At 62.8% G+C, this 691-nt stretch carries 1 protein-coding gene; it reads right to left on the reverse strand.

Going from position 1 to position 691, the window contains the following annotated elements:
* The coding region (locus G3480_RS27165; RefSeq protein ID WP_164657281.1) for an Rpn family recombination-promoting nuclease/putative transposase at nt 1-691 on the reverse strand (691 nt) is incomplete at both ends.

Consider the following 691-nt stretch of genomic DNA (forward strand, 5'->3'; position numbering starts at 1 on the left):
CCCTCCTGCCAACCTTGCCGCCGGCCCTCCTCCAGCCCTTGGCGTTTCCAGTCTTCCGTCCATTCGATGACGCTTTCGGCGAGCATGGTTTTCACCTCCAGTAGGTCGGCCATTGCGGGTAGGTCGGCTCCAGGCAGCCGCCCGGGCAGCAGCACGCGCTTGATCCAAACCGTGAAAGCGCGGCGTAGACTGGCCTGCTCCTGCGCGGCCAGCCAGTCGATCAAGGCCGAGATGGCGTCGTGGAGCGGCCCCGGCCCCTGGCTTTTCTCCAGTCTGAATAAGGCGGCCACCAGGTTTCTCAATGCCCAGGGCGCGCTTTCGTCGATCGCTCCCTCGTCCAACAGCAGGTACTTCAAGTGTGGGGCGTAATCACGCAGACGCCCCGGCGCGGGCTCGATCAAGTCGAGGAACTCGGTGGCCGCCGTCCAGCGGGATTTGCCATTGTAGAGCACGATCGGGAGGACAGGTGGCAGCTTGCCGGTTTCGGTCGTTGCCTGCTGCTTGATCAGATCCTGATAGAGCAATCCTAGATAGGTGAGCAGGCGGACGGCCATGTATGGATCGACGGTGGATTGGAACTCCAGCAGGAGATACAGGTAGAGCCAGCGGTCACGAAAGCGCACGCGCCACAGGATGTCATCCTCGCGATCGCGCAGGTCGTCGCTGACATAGCTGCCGCTGACCTGCTCCA

It is taken from the genome of Thiorhodococcus mannitoliphagus (assembly GCF_010915725.1).
Taxonomy (GTDB): Bacteria; Pseudomonadota; Gammaproteobacteria; order Chromatiales; family Chromatiaceae; genus Thiorhodococcus; species Thiorhodococcus mannitoliphagus.